This window comes from Micromonospora sp. NBS 11-29, assembly GCF_002140155.1.
Taxonomy (GTDB): Bacteria; Actinomycetota; Actinomycetes; order Mycobacteriales; family Micromonosporaceae; genus Micromonospora.
This window is the reverse complement of the sequence record NZ_NAPR01000023.1, coordinates 107,034-124,190: the sequence shown is the minus strand read 5'-3', so window position 1 is coordinate 124,190 and position 17,157 is coordinate 107,034. Positions and strand designations below refer to the sequence as shown.

At 74.7% G+C, this 17,157-nt stretch carries 18 protein-coding genes; 8 read left to right on the top strand and 10 right to left on the bottom strand.

All coding sequences use genetic code 11. The annotated features are described in order from the left end of the window. Positions 1-80 precede the first annotated feature (80 nt). The gene (locus B1205_RS25095) at positions 81-1,352 is read left to right on the top strand and encodes a cupin domain-containing protein (RefSeq protein WP_176308793.1); all 1,272 of its coding nucleotides are present in this window, start codon (positions 81-83) and stop codon (positions 1,350-1,352) included. A gap of 85 nt (positions 1,353-1,437) precedes the next feature. Here B1205_RS25095 and B1205_RS25090 read toward each other — a convergent pair whose 3' ends face one another. The 5 genes from B1205_RS25090 to B1205_RS30050 all read right to left on the bottom strand — a co-directional run bounded on the left by B1205_RS25090 (position 1,438) and on the right by B1205_RS30050 (position 6,486). Then, positions 1,438-2,109 (bottom strand): hypothetical protein, encoded by a 672-nt coding sequence (locus B1205_RS25090; protein WP_089157852.1) that lies wholly within the window; start codon positions 2,107-2,109, stop codon positions 1,438-1,440. Then, positions 2,106-4,778: an FtsK/SpoIIIE domain-containing protein gene (locus B1205_RS25085; protein ID WP_089157851.1), complete on the bottom strand. Its 2,673-nt coding sequence runs from the start codon at positions 4,776-4,778 to the stop codon at positions 2,106-2,108. The genes B1205_RS25090 and B1205_RS25085 overlap by 4 nt, the downstream gene beginning before the upstream one ends. Next, a complete protein-coding gene (locus B1205_RS25080; protein ID WP_089157850.1) occupies positions 4,771-5,649 on the bottom strand; it encodes a hypothetical protein in 879 nt (292 codons plus the stop codon). Before B1205_RS25080 ends, B1205_RS25085 begins: the two co-directional genes overlap by 8 nt. Positions 5,650-5,659: 10 nt before the next feature. Continuing rightward, on the bottom strand, positions 5,660-5,920 hold the full coding sequence (locus tag B1205_RS25075; protein WP_030504016.1) for a hypothetical protein: 261 nt from the start codon (positions 5,918-5,920) through the stop codon (positions 5,660-5,662). A 188-nt stretch (positions 5,921-6,108) separates the two neighbouring features. Continuing rightward, positions 6,109-6,486 carry a hypothetical protein gene (locus B1205_RS30050; protein WP_089157849.1) on the bottom strand — a complete coding sequence of 126 codons (378 nt, stop codon included), beginning with the start codon at positions 6,484-6,486 and terminating at the stop codon, positions 6,109-6,111. 114 nt (positions 6,487-6,600) lie between these two features. Here B1205_RS30050 and B1205_RS25065 point away from each other — a divergent pair, with 114 nt between their 5' ends. The 3 genes from B1205_RS25065 to B1205_RS25060 all read left to right on the top strand — a co-directional run bounded on the left by B1205_RS25065 (position 6,601) and on the right by B1205_RS25060 (position 9,734). Next, positions 6,601-9,150: an ATP-dependent Clp protease ATP-binding subunit gene (locus tag B1205_RS25065; protein WP_089157848.1), complete on the top strand. Its 2,550-nt coding sequence runs from the start codon at positions 6,601-6,603 to the stop codon at positions 9,148-9,150. Between the two features lie 63 nt (positions 9,151-9,213). Beyond that, the gene (locus tag B1205_RS30045; RefSeq protein WP_176308786.1) at positions 9,214-9,384 is read left to right on the top strand and encodes a hypothetical protein; all 171 of its coding nucleotides are present in this window, start codon (positions 9,214-9,216) and stop codon (positions 9,382-9,384) included. Further along, a complete protein-coding gene (locus B1205_RS25060) occupies positions 9,384-9,734 on the top strand; it encodes a DUF3140 domain-containing protein (RefSeq protein WP_089157847.1) in 351 nt (116 codons plus the stop codon). Before B1205_RS30045 ends, B1205_RS25060 begins: the two co-directional genes overlap by 1 nt. 11 nt (positions 9,735-9,745) lie before the next feature. Here the strand turns inward: B1205_RS25060 and B1205_RS25055 are convergent, their stop codons facing one another. From B1205_RS25055 to B1205_RS25045, 3 genes are read right to left on the bottom strand one after another with little or no spacing between them, the layout of a single operon-like run. After that, positions 9,746-9,982 (bottom strand): hypothetical protein, encoded by a 237-nt coding sequence (locus B1205_RS25055; protein ID WP_089157846.1) that lies wholly within the window; start codon positions 9,980-9,982, stop codon positions 9,746-9,748. Between the two features lie 19 nt (positions 9,983-10,001). After that, complete coding sequence (locus B1205_RS25050; protein WP_089157845.1) at positions 10,002-10,988, bottom strand: LysR family transcriptional regulator; 987 nt, start codon at positions 10,986-10,988, stop codon at positions 10,002-10,004. A gap of 48 nt (positions 10,989-11,036) precedes the next feature. Next, a complete protein-coding gene (locus B1205_RS25045; protein WP_089157844.1) occupies positions 11,037-11,654 on the bottom strand; it encodes a hemerythrin domain-containing protein in 618 nt (205 codons plus the stop codon). Positions 11,655-11,780: 126 nt separating this feature from the next. Here B1205_RS25045 and B1205_RS25040 point away from each other — a divergent pair, with 126 nt between their 5' ends. Both B1205_RS25040 and B1205_RS25035 read left to right on the top strand, forming a co-directional pair. Then, a complete protein-coding gene (locus tag B1205_RS25040; RefSeq protein ID WP_089157908.1) occupies positions 11,781-13,100 on the top strand; it encodes a M20/M25/M40 family metallo-hydrolase in 1,320 nt (439 codons plus the stop codon). A gap of 60 nt (positions 13,101-13,160) precedes the next feature. Further along, positions 13,161-13,814: a hypothetical protein gene (locus tag B1205_RS25035; protein ID WP_089157843.1), complete on the top strand. Its 654-nt coding sequence runs from the start codon at positions 13,161-13,163 to the stop codon at positions 13,812-13,814. 56 nt (positions 13,815-13,870) lie between these two features. Here the strand turns inward: B1205_RS25035 and B1205_RS25030 are convergent, their stop codons facing one another. Both B1205_RS25030 and B1205_RS25025 read right to left on the bottom strand, forming a co-directional pair. After that, on the bottom strand, positions 13,871-14,062 hold the full coding sequence (locus B1205_RS25030) for a DUF5703 family protein (RefSeq protein ID WP_089157842.1): 192 nt from the start codon (positions 14,060-14,062) through the stop codon (positions 13,871-13,873). A 49-nt stretch (positions 14,063-14,111) separates the two neighbouring features. Beyond that, the gene (locus B1205_RS25025) at positions 14,112-15,083 is read right to left on the bottom strand and encodes an aldo/keto reductase (protein ID WP_089157841.1); all 972 of its coding nucleotides are present in this window, start codon (positions 15,081-15,083) and stop codon (positions 14,112-14,114) included. Positions 15,084-15,247: 164 nt separating this feature from the next. On the opposite strand from B1205_RS25025, the gene B1205_RS25020 reads away from it, so the two are divergent. Together B1205_RS25020 and B1205_RS25015 are read left to right on the top strand one after the other, a co-directional pair. Further along, complete coding sequence (locus tag B1205_RS25020) at positions 15,248-16,300, top strand: LLM class F420-dependent oxidoreductase (protein WP_089157840.1); 1,053 nt, start codon at positions 15,248-15,250, stop codon at positions 16,298-16,300. Further along, entirely contained in the window at positions 16,297-17,133 is an 837-nt protein-coding gene (locus B1205_RS25015; protein ID WP_089157839.1) for an undecaprenyl-diphosphate phosphatase, read from the top strand. Before B1205_RS25020 ends, B1205_RS25015 begins: the two co-directional genes overlap by 4 nt. The last annotated feature ends 24 nt before the right edge of the window (positions 17,134-17,157 follow it).

Here is a 17,157-nt window from a genome sequence, read left to right as displayed (position 1 = left end):
GCGCGGAGGGCCCGGCCGACGGCGGTGCGACCCCGGGTCAGCACGACGGTGGCGCCGACGGCAGCGCCTGACGCATGACCATGACGCACGTCGACCCGCCGGGTGGCCACGGCCGCCCGGCGGTTCCGCCTTCCGCCGCCGCGGCGTTGGCCCGCTGCGTGGCCGTCGATCCGGCCAAGTTCGCCGCCGACCACTGGGGGCGCAGCCCGCTGCTGTCCCGGGCCGCCGACCTGCCCAACCCGGACGGCTTCACCGACCTGCTCAGCCCCGCCGACGCCGACGAGCTGCTCAGCCGTCGCGGCCTGCGTACCCCGTTCCTGCGGGTGGCCAAGGACGGCCAGCTCGTGCCGGCGGCGCGCTACACCGGCGGCGGTGGCGCCGGCGCCGAGATCGGCGACCAGGTGCTCGACGAGAAGGTCCTGGCGCTCTACGCCGACGGCGCGACCCTGGTGCTCCAGGGCCTGCACCGCACCTGGCCGGCGCTGGTCGACCTCGCCCGCGACCTGGGCGCCGCGCTGGCCCAGCCGTTGCAGATCAACGCCTACCTGACCCCGGCCGGCAGTCAGGGTTTCGCCACCCACTACGACACCCACGACGTGTTCGTGCTCCAGGTCGACGGCCGCAAGCACTGGCGGATCCACCCGCCGGTGCTGGTCGACCCGCTGGAGCGCCAGCCGTGGGGCGGACGGGCCGACGAGGTCTCCGCGACCGCCGACGGGCGACCCGCGCTCGACGTGGTGCTCGAACCGGGCGACGCGCTCTACCTGCCGCGTGGCTGGCTGCACAGCGCCCAGGCGCAGGAGTCCAGCTCGCTGCACCTGACCGTGGGGATCCGGGCGCTGACCCGGTACGCGGTGGTGGAGGAACTGCTGGCCCTCGCCGCCGAGGACGCCCGGCTGCGTGCCGGCCTGCCGTTCGGCCTCGACCTGGCCGACCCGGACGCGATCGAGCCGGAGCTGACCGAGACCGTCGAGGCGCTGCGCGACTGGCTGCTGCGGGCCGAGCCGGCGGCGGTGGCCGCGCGGCTGCGCTCCCGGGTGTGGCCGGCGTCCCGGCCGGCGCCGATCCGGCCGCTGGCCCAGGCCGACGCGCTGGCCCGGCTCGGCTCCGACAGCCGGGTCACCGCCCGGGGCGGCCTGCACTGGCAGCTCGCCCCGACCGGCGACGGTACGGTCCGGCTGCGTCTGCCCGACCGCACGCTCACCCTGCCCGGCACCTGTGAGCCGGCGCTGCGCGTCCTGCTCACCGGCGAGCCCACCCGGGTCGGCGACCTGCCCGGCCTCGACGACGACGCCGACCGCCTGACCCTGACCCGCCGCCTGCTAAAGGAGGCCGTCCTGACCCCCGCCTGACCTCGATGACCATGAAGTTGCGGCGCGACACGCCGTCACCGCGTCCGCCAACCTCATGATCAACGGCCTGCGGTGGCGCCGGGGGTCAGCTCGTGTAGGTGACCGTCAGCAGGAGCAGGGTCGTCGCCAGGCCGGTGGCGCCGACCAGGATCATCGGGCGGGGCGTCAGCACCGCGTGCCGGCGGTCCGCCAGCAGCCGGGCCGGCGCCAGCCCGACCACCGGGCCGAGCAGCGTCACCACCAGCGCCAGCACCGGCAGGCCGACCGCCAGGTCGCCGCCCGAGCCGGCGCCCAACGCCCGCGCCCCGAGCCCCAGCACGTACGCCACCAGCGCACCGCCGATCCCGCACGCGATCAGCAGCGGGTTCACCGAGCCGGGCAGCTCACCCGGCGCGCCGGTGCGCTGCACCAGCTCACGTACCCCGCGCAGCAGTGGCACCGGGTCACCGGCGGCGTCACGGACCGGCCCCGGCGGATCACCCAGCCGCCGAGGGCCACCACCGATCCGGTCCCGCAGCTGCGCCCACAGGTGGGTCACCTCGCCGTCCACCCGGTCCACCATCCGCTGCGCCTCGGCCACCTCCGCCTCGGCCGCGCGCACCTGCTCGGCGGCCTCGGCCACCGCCCGCTCGGCGGCGGCCACCTGCTCGGCGTACCAGCCGTGCGCCTCGGCCCGCTGCGCGGACACCCGGGCGGTCAACTCGGCGAGGCGGCGGATCTGGGCGGTGTACGTGTCAGTGGAGACCGGCTCGTTCATCGCGATGGACCATAAGGGATGATCACCTGTCCGGTGCGGTGCACCGCCCGGTCGAAGTAGAGACCCCGCCACGGGCGGGGGTACCAGTCCGGCCCACCACTGCCCGGGTAGAGCGACGAGCCCAGCTCGGCGCCCTGCACGTCGAGCGCCACCCAGGCCCCGATCTGGTCCGTGCGGGCGCCCGCGCCGCCCAGGTCGGCCCGCATCCGGGCCACCCCGCGCCACCAGGCCAGCACATGGATCCGCCGCTCCGGCCCGTCGTGCAGGATCCGGCGCAACTGCTCCAGCCCGGTCCGGGTGCCGGCCTTGCCGGCCAGCGCGCCGGCCGCCGCGTCCACCGCGTACAGCAGCAGGAAGTGCGGGGTACGCGGCGTGCCTGGCGCGCTCAGCCCGTCGCCCACCTCGGCCATCAGCTCCGGCACCGTCTCCTCGTCGTACCAGGACGCGTCGCCGGGCAGGTCCTCGTAGAGGGCGCGGGCCGCCGGGTCGGCGTCCGGGTCGAGGCAGGCGATGGAGAATCGGGCGGTGCCGGGGCGGTACTGCCGCGCCAGCGAGCGGGCGGCGGCGTCGAGCACCGCGCACGCCTCGTCCACCCGGGTGCCCAGCACGGCCAGGTTCCGGCCGGGGGCCCGGGGCAGCCGCAGCGACGCCGAACGGGCCTGCACGTCGATGATCTCGCCGAGCAGCGCCACCGGGCTGCGGGGCATACCCTGCTCCGGCGCGGTCAGGGCGCGGAAGTCCGGCGCCTCGGCCAGCCGGGGGATCGCGTCGCCGTCGAAGAGTCGGGCCGGGGAGGCGTCCTGCGGGCGCATCCGCCACAGCCGGTGCTGCAACTCGCTCCAGGTCTCCCAGTCGCTCGCCGACGGGATCCGGGCCACCTCGTTCCCCTCGGCCAGCCCCGACTCGGCGTTGACCACCGCGTGGTGGCGGGGCAGCGACTGCGCCGCGTCGTTGCGCTCGGCCAGGATGCGCAGCGCCTTCGGCAGCGCGATCCGCAGGGTGAACTGGGCGACCAGGGCGGGCCGCCCCCACAGCGCCTCGATGCCACGGACGTCCTGCGAGGCGAGCACCAGGTGGATGCCCTGCGAGCGGCCCCGCCGGGCCAGGTCCTCCAGCAGGTCGGCGGCCTCCCGGGCGACCACGTCCCGGCCGGCGAGCAGCGCCTGGAACTCGTCGACCACCGCGACGATCCGCGGCCAGTGCCCGGCCGGGTCCACCGCGCGCAGCTCGGCCAGCTTGGTGACCTCGTGCTTCTTCGCCGCGTCGGCCCGCCGGCGCAGCTCCTCGGCGAGGAACCGCAGCAGCGCCAGGCCGAACTCGCGGTCGGTGTTGACGTTGATGCCGACCAGCCGCATGTGCGGCAGCCAGCTCGGGTCGCGCCGGCCCTGGGCGAACCGGGCGAAGGACACCCCCTCCTTGAAGTCGAGCAGGTAGAACTCCAGCTCGGCGGGGGAGTAGCGGGCGGCGAGCGCACCGATCCAGGCGAAGATCAGGTTGGTCTTGCCGGTGCCGGACGGCCCGCCGATCAACGCGTGCGGCGGGTAGTCGCCGAGGGTGAGCAGCACCGGCCGGCCGTGCGGGCCCTCGCCGATCGGTGCGCTGAGCCCGTGCGCCGAGTCCTCCCGCCAGTACTCGTCGGTCGGCGGGAGCAGGTCGGTGAAGGGCGTCGGCGGTGGCCCGGCGGCGACCCGGGAGGCGACCGTCCGGCAGGTCTCGGTGACCAGGGCGGGCGGCGGCGGGGGGTCGAGCACCACCGGCAGCCCGGCGATCCGGGCGTCGTCCTCCTCGACCACGATCCGGGTGACGGTCGGGTCGTCGGGCAGGTCGATGCCGCGGACCACCAGGTGCACGCCGCAGGCGGCGCCGGTGCGCACCACCCGGTCGAGCTGGCCGCGCTCGTGCCGGGACAACTCGTCGCCGCCGAGCAGCACCGCCACCCGCCACGGCTCCGGGCGCCGGCCGGTGGCGGCGGCCAGCTCGCGCACCGAGGCGTACTCGCCGGCCAGCACGGTGGCGTTGATCCGGCGGATCTGCTCCACCAGGTCGTCCAGCAGCCGGCCCAGGCCGCCCGGGCCGACGAAGGTGAGCAGGCCGGCGGTGCCGAGCGGCGCGAAGCCGGCCAGGCCGCCGCCCAGGTGCTCCGGGTCGTACCCGTGCAGCCGTACCCCGCCCGGGTCGGCGCGGCCGACGGAGCGCAGCAGCAACGCGGGCACCACCGCGGCCAGGCCGTCCCGGTCGCCGCCGGCCAGGTGCGCGTGGCCGGCGTCGAGCAGGGGGACCAGCGCCGGCACCGGTTCGACGCCGGGGATGCGTACCGTGCCGATCCGGACCGTGCCCGGCGGCTCGGCCCGGCCGGCGGGCGTGGGCTGCCACCGGTCCCAGGGCGCGGACGCCGCGCCGGGCGCCTCCCGCTGCGCGGCGGCGGCGGCCCGGCGGGCCAGCTCGGCGAGGCGGGCGGTGTGCCGGGCGTCGATCTCGGCAAGGCGCCGGTCGCGCGCCGCGCCCACCCGGTCGGGCACCGCCGCGGCGGCCCGCCGGGTACGGTCCAGTCGGGCCCGGCCGGCGGCCAGCTCGGCGTCGGCGTCGGCGAGTCGGGTACGGGTGGCGCCCATGGCCTCGGAGAGCATCCCCCGGACCCGCGTCACCAGTTGGGTGCGGACGTCAGCCACCGGCGGGCTCCCGTTCGTCGGTGTCCTTCGGCAGGTCCCGGCCGAGGCGGTCGAGCAGCACGCCGGTGACCACCCCGGCGGTGACCGCCGGATCGGCGGCGTGCGGCTGCTCCTGCCCGTCGTCGCGGCGCGGCGGGGGCATCCGGCAGACCCGGGTGAGCAGTGTGTCCAGCACCGGCTGCGGCAGCCCGGGCAGCAGGTCGCGGACCCGGCCGTCCAGCTCGCGGCGCAGCCGGGGCAGATCCTCCGCGCGGGGCGGGTGGCCGAGCAGCTCACCGGCCAGCTCGCGCATCATCGGCGGGGCGATGGCGGCCAGCCCCAGCCCGACGTCGGCGTGCGCCCCGCGCAGGTCGCGGTGCAGCCGGTCCCGGTCACCGGAGCGGATGCCGACCACGACGCGGCGCAGCAGCTCGCGGGCGTCGTCGACGCGCTCGTCCGGCTCCTCCGGCGCGCCTTCGCGCCCGCCGGTCAGCTCCGCCACCCGGACCGCCCACCACCGCCGTACCGCCGGTTGTTCGCCCGGCTCCGGCGTCGCGCCCGGCGTGGGCGGCGCGTCGCCGCGCGGCGCGTCGTGCCGGGGCCGCCGCTCGCCCGGCGCCGGGGTGGGGGCGCCGTCGGCGGCCAGCCCGATCGCGGCCAGGTACGCGGTGAGCTGTTCCTGCGCCACGCGCAGCGCGTAGCCGGCGGTCTCGGCGTGCTCGGTGGCGGCGGTCAGCTCCGGCACGCCCATCGGGTCGGCCGACTCCTGGCGCACCCAGCGCAGCCGTTCCTCGGCCTGGCCGAGCTTCTCCAGCGCGGCGGCGAGCTGCGCCAGCGGCAGCTCCTCGGCGGCGGCGCGGACCTGCGCGCCGATGTCCTCGACGATGGACACGGCCGCCCCTTCAGAGCGTCGCGACGTAGAGCTGTGCCTGCTCCACCGCCACCAGCGTCGCGGCGAGACACTCCTCCAGCTCCTGGCTGGCCTGGGTCAGCGAGGCCTGGGCCGCCTCCACCGTCTCGTGGCCGCTGCCCTCCAGCGCGCCGGCCAGGGTCTGCTGCGCCTCGGCCAACTTCTCGCCGGCGGCTTGCACCGCTGTCTGGCCGTCACCGATCTGCTGGAGAGCGACATCGATGGCGGCCTTCAGCTCGGCGACGCTCGCCACGGGGACCTCCTGGGGGCAAGGGAGATCTCCATTACAACCCATCCCACCGGGTGGGCGAACATCCACCCACGCGGCGTTCCTGCCCGGGTGTCCGATTAGGGCCCTGACGTGCGGGAAGACTGCGCCACGCGGGGTCGGCCGGTCCCGCCGGCGGAACGGCCGGTCCCGTCAACGGGACTGGTGGGCGATCAGCGGCCCAGCCAGCGCGGGCCGCGTACCTCCGCGCCCAGCGCGGTCACCCGGTCGCGCAGCTCCCGGTCGGCGGTGACCACCACCCGGCGTCGCTCCGTCGCGGCGGCGACCAGCTCCACCACGGTGTCGTCGCCGGATCGGGGCGCGGACACCACCTCCACTCCGGGCGCGGGCGGCACGTGCCGGGCCGCGCCCTCCACCACCAGCACCACCCGCACCGGGGGCGGCAGCTCCGGCGGCACGCCGGCGTCGGCCAGCGGCGCCAGCGCGTCGCGCAGCCGGGCGGCCGCACCGGCCCGGTCCCGCCACCAGCCGTCCGGCCGGGAGCCCACCACATTCGCGCCGTCGACGACCAGCAACGGTCTGCTCTCCATGCCCCCAGCCTGCCATCGGTGTCGCGTTTGTCGCGCCGGCCCTCGGGTAGCCACCGCCGACCGTGCCGCGCGGTGCCGCGCCCCGGTCGTGCCGACCGACTGCGGAGGACGAAGATGATGGGACCCGGTGACTTCGGCAACGACCCGTGGGACGAGTTCCTGGCCCGGTACTTCGGCCGGGGCGAGGGTGGACGCCGACCGGCGCACCGGGTCGACATCACCCGCCTGATGACCGCCGACGCCCGGGAGATGCTGGCCGACGCGGCCCGGCGCGCGGCCCAGAAACACAGCAACGACCTCGACACCGACCACCTGCTCTGGGCGGCGTTGCAGCGCGAGCCGCTGCGCGACCTCATCCGCCGCGCCGGCGCCGACCCGGACGCGCTGGTCAACGCGCTCGGCGGACGCGCCGAGGGCGCACCCGGGGGCGAGGTGCCGCCGAACCTGTCGCTCACCCCCGCGGCCAAGCGGGCGCTGCTCGACGCGCACCAGCTCTCCCGGGCCATGGGCGCCAACTACATCGGCCCCGAGCACATCCTGATGGCGCTGCCGCTGAACCCGGAGTCGCCCGCCGGCCGGATGCTCTCCGCCGGCCGGATCCAGCCCGAGTCGTTGCAGGCGGCCAGCGCCGAGCGCGGGGCGGCGAACGGCCCACGCCCGGACCGGGGCACCCCCACCCTCGACCAGTACGGGCAGGACCTCACCGAACTGGCCCGGATGGACCAGATCGACCCGGTGATCGGCCGGGCCGACGAGATCGAGCAGGCGGTGGAGATCCTGTCCCGCCGGACCAAGAACAACCCGGTCCTGATCGGCGAGGCCGGCGTCGGCAAGACCGCCATCGTGGAGGGTCTGGCCGAGCGGATCTGCGACGGCGACGTGCCGCAGACCCTGATCGGCAAGCGGGTCGTCCAGCTCGACCTGTCCGGCCTGGTCGCCGGCACCCGCTACCGCGGTGACTTCGAGGAACGCCTGAAGAAGGTGATCGACGAGATCCGCGCCCACCGGGACGAACTGATCATCTTCCTGGACGAGATCCACACCCTGGTCGGCGCCGGCGGCGCCGGCAGCGAGGGCGGGATGGACGCGTCCAACATGCTCAAGCCGGCGCTCGCCCGCGGCGAGCTGCGGGTGATCGGCGCGACCACGCTGGACGAGTACCGCAAGAGCATCGAGAAGGACGCCGCCCTGGCCCGCCGGTTCCAGCCGGTGCTGGTGCCCGAGCCGGGCGTCGAGGACACCATCGCCATCCTGCGCGGCCTGCGCGACCGCTACGAGGCCCACCACCAGGTCCGGTTCACCGACGAGGCGTTGGTCGCCGCCGCCGAGCTGTCCGACCGGTACGTCACCGACCGGTTCCTGCCGGACAAGGCCATCGACCTGATCGACCAGGCCGGCGCGCGGGTCCGGCTGCGCACCCGCACCCCCGCCTCCGACGTGCGCGAACTGGAGCAGCAGCTCGACGAGGTACGCCGGGACAAGGAGCAGGCGGTCGCCGACGAGCGGTACGAACGGGCCTCCTCGCTGCGCGACCGGCTCGCCGAGCTGGAGGACCAGATCCGCCGCGCCCGCGGCGACGACGGGGCCAACCAGGTGCCCGAGGTCGGGCCGAAGGAGATCGCCGAGGTGGTGTCCCGGGCCACCGGCATCCCGGTCAACCAGCTCACCGAGGAGGAACGCGACCGGCTGCTGCGCCTGGAGGGGCACCTGCACGAGAAGGTGGTCGGCCAGGACGACGCGGTCGGCGCGGTGTCCGAGGCGGTGCGCCGCTCGCGTACCGGCCTGGCCGACCCGAACCGGCCGATGGGCAGCTTCCTGTTCCTCGGCCCCACCGGTGTCGGCAAGACCGAGCTGGCCCGCGCGCTCGCCGAGGCGCTCTTCGGCGAGGCGGACCGGATGGTCCGGGTGGACATGAGCGAGTTCCAGGAGCGGCACACCATCAGCCGGCTGGTCGGCGCCCCGCCCGGCTACGTCGGCTACGAGGAGGCCGGCCAGCTCACCGAGGCGGTCCGCCGCCGCCCGTACGCGGTGGTGCTGCTCGACGAGATCGAGAAGGCGCACCCTGATGTGTTCAACATCCTGCTCCAGGTGCTCGACGACGGCCGGCTCACCGACAGCCAGGGCCGGACGGTGAACTTCAAGAACACCGTACTGATCATGACCAGCAACCTCGGTTCGGAGCTGATCACCGGCGCCCAGCGCACGGTGGGCTTCGCCACCGGCGAGCCGGGCGAGCAGGAGTCCACCGAGCTGCGGGAGCGGCTGATGCGCCGGTTGCAGGAGAACTTCCGCCCGGAGTTCCTCAACCGGATCGACGAAGTGATCATCTTCCAGCGGCTGGAGGCCGAGCAGCTCCGCCAGATCACCGGCCTGCTGCTGGAGGAGACCCGCCGCCGGCTGCACGCCCAGGACATCCAGGTCGAGTTCAGCGCCGCCGGCGTCGACTGGCTCGCCGAGCACGGCTACCAGCCGGAGTTCGGCGCCCGCCCGCTGCGCCGGGTGATCCAGCGCGAGGTGGACAACCGGCTGTCCCGGATGCTGCTGGAGAACCAGCTCTCACCCGGGCAGAAGGTCACCGTCGGCGCCCGCGACGACCAGCTCCACTTCGACGTGTCCGCCGGCGAACGCGGCTACACCGCCGCCACCACGTCCCATCCCCGCTGAACGCGCAACGGCCCACCCGCGACCGGCCGGGCGGCCCGTCGCCGCGACGATCGGAGGGCGGACATGACCGAACCCGACGAGGCCGGGGAGGACACCGGCGCCGGCGAACCGATCGAGGCGCCCCCCACGGCCAACCCGTCCCGGGTGCAGGTGCCACCGGAGGGCCTCACCCCGCAGACACCGACGAGCGAGGGCGACCCGGGACCGTCCGGGCCGCCGGCAGAGGAGACGTGATGGTACGCGAGGCGCGACTCGACCCCGAGGTCGAGGTGATCTGGGACGACTTCCACGCCGAGGTGAACGTGCCCTCCGAGCAGCTACGGCAGTGGCTGTTGACCCGCGGGTCGGGGGAGGAGGCGTTCGGCCCCGGCCCCGACCTGGACCTGCCCGAGCCGGGCCGGCAGATCCTCGCCGTGCTGCGCAAGCGCAAGGTGGACCTCACCCCGGAGGACATCGAGGTGATGCGCGACGCGATCAGCCGGATCCGCGCGCTGACCGCGGAGAAGCCGCCCCGGGGCAACGCCGACGACGGGTGGCGGCACGCCTTGCTCGACCTCGGGCACGACGTGCTGGTCGAACGCTGAGCGCCCGCGACCTACTCGGCCTCGGTGCCGGGGACGACCAGGCCCGCCGCGTCGGCGGCGGCCTGCCGTTCCCCGCGGGCGCGTTCCTCCCGGGTGAGCAGGTTGGCGTACTCCACGATGTCCGCCGGGTCGGGCACCTCCGGCAACCGGCGCAGGAACGCCTCCAGGTCGGCCACGGCGGCGGTGTGCGCGGTGGCCGCGCGGCGCAGCAACTCCCGCTGGTCGGCGGCCGGATACAGATCAGTCATGCGCCGGTGTTACCCGCGTTCAGGCGGTTCGCACCCCGCCCACGCCGCTGGGCTGCACGCCGAAGTCGGGATGCGCCAGCAGCCAGGCCAGATAGTCCGGATGGTGCGCCAGCGCGTCGGTGTACGCGGCCACCGCGGTGGCCAGCACCGGCTCCGCCACCACCGCGGCCGGCGTCTCCGGATGCCAGCCGAACAGCAGCCGCCACCGCAGCGGCGTGCCGGCCAACCGCCGGGTGACCAGACCGGCGACCGGGCGGAAGGTGGCCTGGCACAGCGCCACCGCCGTCCCCGCGTCCACCAGGTCCTCCGCGGCCCGCACGTCCGCCTCGTACACCTTGCGGGGGGTGAAACCGGCGCGGGCGCAGGCGGCGGCGAAGCAGTCGCCGAAGCAGCCGTCGCCCGGCGCGGCCACCCACGTCTCGCGCCGCAGGTCGACCAGGTCGATCTCCTTACGGCCGGCCAGCGGATGGGTCTGCGGCAGCAGCACGAAGACCGGATCGACGGCCACCTCCCGCCAACTCAACCCGAACTCCGCCGACGGCGTCGCGTCCCCGCACACCCCGGTGAGCGCGAAGTCGAGCCGGCCGCCGGCCACCATCTGGGCCAGTTCGTCCACCGACCAGGAGGCGTAGGTCGAGATCTGCACGTCCGGGCGCTCGCCGCCCAGCCGGTGCACCAGCCGGCCCAGGATCGGGCTGTTCACCCCGCCGAACCGGTAACGGCGCAGCGGGTCGCCGGCGCCGGCCAGCCGGGCCGCCTCGTCCTGGAGGCCCTTCATCGCCGGCAGCAGCACCCGCGCCCGGTCCAGCACCAGCTCACCCAGCGCGGTCGGTCGGGCGCCCCGGCGGTCCCGCTCGAACAGCGGACCGCCGAGGATCCGCTCGATCCGCTGGAGCTGGGCGGTCAGCGCCGGCTGGGCCAGACCGAGCGTGGAGGCCGCCTTGGTGACGCTCCCCGTCTCGGCGATCGCGCAGACCACCCGCAGGTGTCGCAGCTCCAGGTTCATACGGTGACGGTAGGACCACCGACCGGTGCGCGGGAAGGGGCGATCGGCTCACGCCTCCCGGCGGTGCTCCAGGTCCGCCAGTCGGGTACGCCGTCCGGTGACCGCGTCGCGCACCTTGTCCAGCACCCCCACCGCCGGCTCGACGATCTTGTTCCAGGGCGGGGTGGCCGGGGTGCCCGGGTGCGGCCGGGTGGGCGCCGCCTCCTCCGCGATCTCCCACCGGTTGCCCAGCCGGATCAGCTCGGCGTCGCTGGCCACCTCCCGCAGCGGCGTGACCAACGCGGTCACCCGGCTGACGTGCCGGCGTACCCGCTCGGCCACGTCGGCGACCCCCGGGTCGTCCGGACCGGACAACGCCTTCAACGCGGTCAGCAGCCCGGCGTCCGCCTCGATCTCCCGCCCGACCAGTTCGGCGCTCTCCGGCACCGCGGCGCGGGCGGCCGGGAAGAGATACTGCTCCTCGGCGGAGAGGTGCCGGGAGACCGCGGCGGTGAGCACGTCCAGCAGCTCCCGGCGCCCGGCCGCGTCCAGCGTCGGCGCGGTGACCCGGTCGGCCAGCTCCAGCAGGGCGCGGTGCTCGGCGTCCACGAGGTCGGCCAGGCTCCGCCCGCCCGGCCGGTACGCGTCGTCGGCGGCCGGCGGCAGCGGCGGCAGGGGGACGGTCATGGTGCCCTCCTCGTGATGGCCCTGGTCGATGTGCGGCGCGGTCCGGCGGTACCCGAACGCGCGCGCGGCGAAACCGGCCGCACCGCCGCCGGTCGTCGGGAGCCGGTCGACTGGTATAAGGATGCGATGACGACCTCCGCCCCGCCCGAGCCCACCGACGAGGTCGTGGACCTCTGCCGGGACCTGCTGCGCATCGACACCACCAACACCGGCGACAACGACACCAGCGTGGGGGAGCGGCGTGCCGCGGAGTACGTCGCGGAGAAGCTCGCCGACGTCGGCGTCGACGTCGAGATCCACGAGTCCGCGCCGGGCCGGGCGAACCTGGTGGCCCGCATCGCCGGCACCGAGCCCGGCCGGGACGCGCTGCTGGTGCACGGCCACCTCGACGTGGTGCCCGCCGACCCGGACGAGTGGTCGGTGCACCCGTTCTCCGGCGAGATCCGCGACGGCTACCTGTGGGGCCGCGGCGCGATCGACATGAAGGACTTCGACGCCATGGTGCTGGCCGTGGTCCGCGGCTGGCAGCGCGCCGGTGTGCGGCCCCGCCGCGACGTGGTGCTCGCCTTCACCGCCGACGAGGAGGCCGGCAGCGAGTACGGGGCACACTTCCTCACCCAGCGTCACCGTGGGCTCTTCGACGGCTGCACCGAGGCGATCGGCGAGGTGGGCGGCTTCTCCTACTCGGTCGACGAGCAGCGCCGGCTCTACCTGATCGAGACCGCCGAGAAGGGCATCGACTGGCTTCGCCTGCACGCGCGCGGGCGACCCGGCCACGGCTCGATGGTGCACGACGACAACGCGGTGACCGCGCTCGCCGAGGCGGTGGCCCGGATCGGCCGGCACCGCTTCCCGGTGGTGATGACCGACACCGTCCGGGCGTTCCTGGCCGAGGTCGCCGACGTGCTCGGCATCGAGATCGACCCGGACGACCCGGAGACCGCGATCGCCAAGCTCGGCCCGATCGCCAACATCATCGGCGCCACCGTCCGCAACACCGCCAACCCGACCCGGCTGGCCGCCGGCTACAAGGACAACGTGATCCCCGGCCGGGCCACCGCCACCATCGACTGCCGCAGCCTGCCCGGGCAGAGCGAGGAGCTGGAGCGGCAGCTGCGCGAGCTGGTCGGCCCGGACATCGCCATCGAGTACGTCCAGCGCCAGCCGGCCCTGGAGACCACGTTCGACGGCGACCTGGTGGCGCAGATGTCCGACGCGCTGCGCGCCGAGGACCCGGGCGCGCACCCGGTGCCGTACATGCTCTCCGGCGGCACCGACGCCAAGGCGTTCTCCCAACTCGGCATCCGCTGCTTCGGCTTCGCGCCGCTGCGGCTGCCCGCCGACCTCAATTTCTCCGGCCTGTTCCATGGCATCGACGAGCGGGTACCGCTGGACGGACTACAGTTCGGCGTGCGGGTTCTGGACCGCTTCCTCCGCAACTGCTGACCGCGCCCGCCGCGGCGCCGCCCGCGCGGAACTCCCCCCATCGCGAAGGGACTGCCTCACATGACCGACCAGCACGGTGAGCTGGACGCCGCCCTCGAGCAGGTGATCGACGCGGCCCGCGCCCACCTGGCCGCGGTCCGGGCCGCCCAGGGCCGGATCGACGACGACGCCGTCTGGCAGGCGTACGTCGCGTTGAACAACGCCTCGTTCGCGTACGACGAGCAGCTGCTCGACGCGTTCGGCGAGGTCACGCCCTGGGACGTGGAGTCGATCGACCCGGACGAGGCCGACGAGCGCTTCGGCGCGGTCGAGGGCGGCGAGCCGACCGACCCGCACCCGCGGGTGATCTCGGTGCGGCAGCGCCGCGACTACCGGGTGCCCAGCGTCGCCGCGCTGCTGCGCGCCGCCGAGGCGGCCCGCCGGGAGGGCACCCCGGAGGAGGACGAGCCGGCGCCGGTGGAGGGGGTCGGCGAGGCGGTGCTGGAGCTGCTGCAGAGCGGCGACGGATCGCTGTCCGCCCTCGACGTGCCCGAGCTGGAGCCGCTCGACGGCGTGGTCATGGTCAGCGAGGTCGGCACGCCGGTCGACCTGGAGTCGTTCGACGACGACGACCCGGTCGGCCCGTTCCAGCCGGCCGTCGACGACCGGCTGGTCGGCCGGCTCGACGAGCACCCGTTCCTGGAACTCGACGAGGAGCACGACCACGCGCACTAGGGCGTGTTCGCCCCGGGGCCGCGCTCCCACGCGTGGCCCCGGGGCGCGGCCGGCGGTCAGTACGACAAACCGGGCTGCGGCTTGTTCACCACGCGACGCCGCAGCATCACCTGCCGCGAGCCGTCCCGGTAGAGCCGCACCCGGGCCAACTCCCAGCCGGAGAACTCCGCCTGGATCGCCAACTGCGCCGCGGCGGTCAACCGGTCGACGTTCGAGGGCAACCGCAGGGGCGCGTATTCGTAGTCCATGCCTCCTATGCTGCCCAGCCCTCCCGGCCCGCCGCCACCCCCCGGATGCTCAGCCGTCCCGCTCGGGGTAGCCGACCGGCACCGCCGAGACGTCGTCCAGCGCGGTGACGATCTCGTCCGGCAGGGTGACCCGCTCCACCTGGAGGGCGCCGAGCAGTTGCCCGACGGTGCGGGCGCCGAGGATCGGCGCGGTCACGCCGGGCCGGTCCCGGACCCAGGCCAACGCCACCTCCAGCGGCGACACCCCGAGCCCGCCGGCGGCGATGGCGACCGCCTCCACGATGCTGGAGCAGCGCGGCTCCAGGTAGGTGGCGACGAAGCGTTCGAAGTGCGGCGACACCGCCCGCGAGTCCGCCGGGCGGCCGTTGCGGTACTTGCCGGTGAGCACGCCCCGGCCCAGCGGCGACCAGGGCAGCACGCCCAGCCCCATCCCGGCGCAGGCCGGCAGCACCTCACGCTCGATGCCGCGCTCCAGCAGCGAGTACTCCACCTGGGCGGCGACCACCGGGGCGCGCCCCGGCCAGGCGGCCTGCCAGGCGGCGGCCCGCGCGGTCTGCCAGCCGGCGAAGTTCGACACCCCGACGTACCGGGCCTTCCCGCTGGACACGGCGTGGTCCAGCGCCCCCAGGGTCTCCTCCAGCGGGGTGTCCGGGTCGTACCCGTGCACCTGCCACAGGTCGACGTGGTCGGTGCCCAGCCGGCGCAGCGAGGCCTCCAGGGTGCGCAGCAGGTGCCCGCGGGAGCCGTCCCGGCGGCGGCCGCTGCCCGGCCGCAGCCCCGCCTTGGTGGCGATGAGCAGCTCGTCGCGGTCGACCAGGCTGCCCAGCAGGGAACCGATCACCGACTCGGCGTCGCCGTCGGCGTACACGTCGGCGGTGTCGACGAGGTTGCCACCCGCGTCGAGGTAGCTCTTCAACTGGGCGGCCGCGTCGTCCGCGTCGGTGTCGCGTCCCCAGGTCATGGTGCCGAGCGCGAGCCGCGAAACCGCCAGCCCGCTTCGGCCGAGCGGTCGCTGTTGCATGCGTGAACCTTATTTCGAAGCCGGCGTCACGGATATCCTCGCCGTAGTCAACTTCCCGCGCGACCGCACGCCGGTGTGACGTGTTCCGGGCGAGCCGGTCGTCGGTGCCGCCGCGCGCATTGCGTAACCTGATGCGACCTGTGCGGCGGACGGTGGGAGGATCAGTGCGACTCGGGCTCAGCCTCGGATACCAGACGGCGTGGAGCACACCGGCCGACCACCTGGCCCTCGCCCAGGAGGCGGACCGGCTCGGCTACTCGGTGGTGTGGGCCGCCGAGGCGTACGGCTCCGACTCGCCGAGCATGCTGGCCTGGATGGCGGGGCGGACGGAGCGGATCGACCTGGGCTCGGCGGTCATGCAGATCCCCGCCCGGACCCCGGCGACGACCGCGATGACCGCCGCCACCATCGACGCCCTCTCCGGCGGCCGGTTCCGACTCGGCCTGGGGGTTTCCGGCCCGCAGGTGTCCGAGGGCTGGCACGGGGTGCGGTTCGCCAAACCGCTGGCCCGCACCCGGGAGTACGTGGACGTGGTCCGGCTCGCGGTGGCGCGCAAGCAGGTGGCGTACGACGGCGAGCACTACACGCTGCCGCTGCCCGACGGCCCCGGCAAGGCGTTACGACTGGGCTTCCACCCGCCACGCGAACAGATCCCGATCTACCTGGCCGCCGTCGGCCCGAAGAACCTGGAACTGGCCGGCGAGATCGCCGACGGTTGGCTGGCCGTCTTCTACGCCCCGGAGTTCGCCGACGAGCAGCTCGCCGCGGTCCGCGCGGGTCGGGCCCGGGCCGGCCGGGAGATGACCGGTTTCGACGTGGTTCCGTCCGTGCCGGTGGTGGTCGGTGACGACGTCGCCACCTGTGCCGAGCTGGTCCGCTGGTACGCCGCGCTCTACGTGGGCGGGATGGGCAGCCGGCAGCAGAACTTCTACAACCAGCTCGCCACCCGGATGGGCTACGGCGACGCGGCCCGCGAGGTGCAGGACCTCTACCTGGCCAAGCGGCAGCGTGACGCGGCCGCCGCGGTGCCGCTGGAGTTCATCGACCGGACCTCGCTGCTCGGCCCGAAGGAACGCATCGCCGAGCGGATGCGGGAGTACGCCGCCGCGGGCGTGACCACCCTGTCCGTGACGCTGTTCGTGGCCGACCGGGACAGCGGCGTGCAGACGCTGCGTACCGTCGCCGAGGCGCTCGAGTTGTCCGGAGTGGGCGAGTGACCTGGGTCGAGGCCATCGTCCTGGGCGTCGTCCAGGGGCTCACCGAATTCCTGCCGGTCTCCTCGTCGGGGCACCTGCGGATCACCTCGGCCATCTTCTTCGGCCGCGACGCCGGCGCGTCGTTCACCGCGGTGACCCAGCTCGGCACCGAGGCCGCCGTGCTCATCTATTTCTTCAAGGACATCTGGCGGATCGTCCGCACCTGGTGCCTCGGCCTGGTCGACCGCTCGGTGCGCTCCAGCCTCGACTACCGGATGGGCTGGTACGTGATCGTCGGCACCATCCCGATCGGGCTCCTCGGGCTGCTGTTCAAGGACCAGATCCGCACCGCCGGCCGCAACCTGTACCTGATCTCCTTCACGCTGATCTTCTTCGCCCTGGTGCTCGCGTTCGCCGAGTACTGGGGGCGGCAGACCCGTACGCTGGAGAACTTCCGGATGCGCGACGGCGTGGCGATGGGTCTGGGACAGGCCATGGCGCTGATCCCGGGCGTCTCCCGCTCCGGCGGCACGCTGACCGTGGGGCTGTTCCTCAACCTCACCCGGGAGACCGCGGCGCGCTACTCGTTTCTCCTGGCCATCCCCGCCGTGGTGATCTCCGGCGTGTTCAGCCTCCCGGACGTCTTCGAACCGTCCGCGCCGGGCACCGCCGCGCCGAGTGTGGCGCAGATGGTGGTCGCCACCGTGGTCGCGTTCGCCATCGGGTACGCGGCCATCGCCTGGCTGCTGCGGTACGTCGCGCACCACACGCTGTACCTGTTCGTCATCTACCGGGTGGCGCTCGGCTCGCTCGTGCTCTGCCTGCTGCTGACCGGCACGATCAGCGCCACCTGACGTCCTGCGGCACGCCGAAGGCCG